The following is a 1,189-nucleotide window of genomic DNA, read 5'->3' as shown; positions in this document are numbered from 1 at the left end:
CCGGCCAGGGAGACCTGGCCGGGCGGCCCTTCGCCGTTCCTGGTCCCGGCCGGCACGGCGCCTCAGCCCGTGACCCGATCGTGACCCGGGAAACGGAGCGTTAACACCGCGGGCAGCGCCGGCGAAACACCGTCTCCCTAGCGTCTACACCAGTGGGCACAGCGTTGTATACGCCCCTCGTGGACGGCCGGGAGAGGTCGCCGGAGGGCGCCCACCGACCGCACGACGGACCGCTCGGCACCGAGCGCTCCGGTCCTGTCGACCTTCGGTGAAAGGAACCTCGGTGGCCACCTCACGAGCAACCGCACGCGCTCTGCCCGCTGCAACCCTCGTCCTCGCGCTCGTCCTCTCCGGGTGCGGCGCCCGGACCGACGCGAGCGGGGGGAGCGCCTCGTCCGCGGCGGCCAGCTGCGTCGACGTCTCGGGCGACAGCGTCAAGATCGGACTCCTCAACTCGCTCTCCGGGACCATGGCGATCTCCGAGCAGACGGTCCACGACTCGCTCCGGCTCGCGGTCGCGGAGATCAACGCCGACGGCGGCGTGCTCGGCAAGCAGCTCGAGGTCGTGGCCGAGGACGGCGCGTCCGAGCCCACGACCTTCGCGGAGAAGGCCGAGAAGCTCATCACGGACGACTGCACCGCGGCGGTCTTCGGCGGCTGGACCTCGGCCTCGCGCAAGGCCATGCTCCCGGTCTTCGAGAACAACGACGCGCTGCTCTTCTACCCCGTGCAGTACGAGGGCCTGGAGTCCTCCCCGAACATCTTCTACACGGGCGCCACGACCAACCAGCAGATCGTGCCGGCCCTCGACTACCTCAAGGAGCAGGGGGCGACGTCGATCTTCCTCGTAGGATCCGACTACGTCTTCCCGCGCACGGCGAACAAGATCATCAACGCCTACGCGGAGGCCAACGGCATCGAGGTCCTCGGCGAGGAGTACGCGCCGCTGGGCCACACCGACTTCTCCACGATCGTCAACAAGGTCAAGGCCGCCGGTGCGGACGCCGTGTTCAACACGCTCAACGGCGACTCCAACGTGGCGTTCTTCAAGGAGTACAAGAACGCGGGCCTGGGCCCGGACGCCATGCCGGTCGTGTCGGTCTCGATCGCCGAGGAGGAGGTCGGGGGCATCGGCATCGAGAACGTCGAGGGCCAGCTCACGGCCTGGAACTACTACCAGACCATCGAC

Annotated in this window: 1 protein-coding gene; it reads left to right on the top strand. The window is 68.7% G+C overall.

The features are described from left to right. Positions 1-283: 283 nt before the first annotated feature. Positions 284-1,189 (top strand): transporter substrate-binding protein (locus ACFWFR_RS19430; RefSeq protein ID WP_377624215.1); only part of this gene is annotated, 906 nt, incomplete at its 3' end.

Source organism: Oerskovia sp. NPDC060287 (genome assembly GCF_042726775.1).
In the GTDB taxonomy this organism is placed as follows: Bacteria; Actinomycetota; Actinomycetes; order Actinomycetales; family Cellulomonadaceae; genus Oerskovia; species Oerskovia merdavium.
The sequence above is the reverse complement of the archived record's forward strand: the minus strand, read 5'-3'. Positions and strand labels throughout refer to the sequence as shown.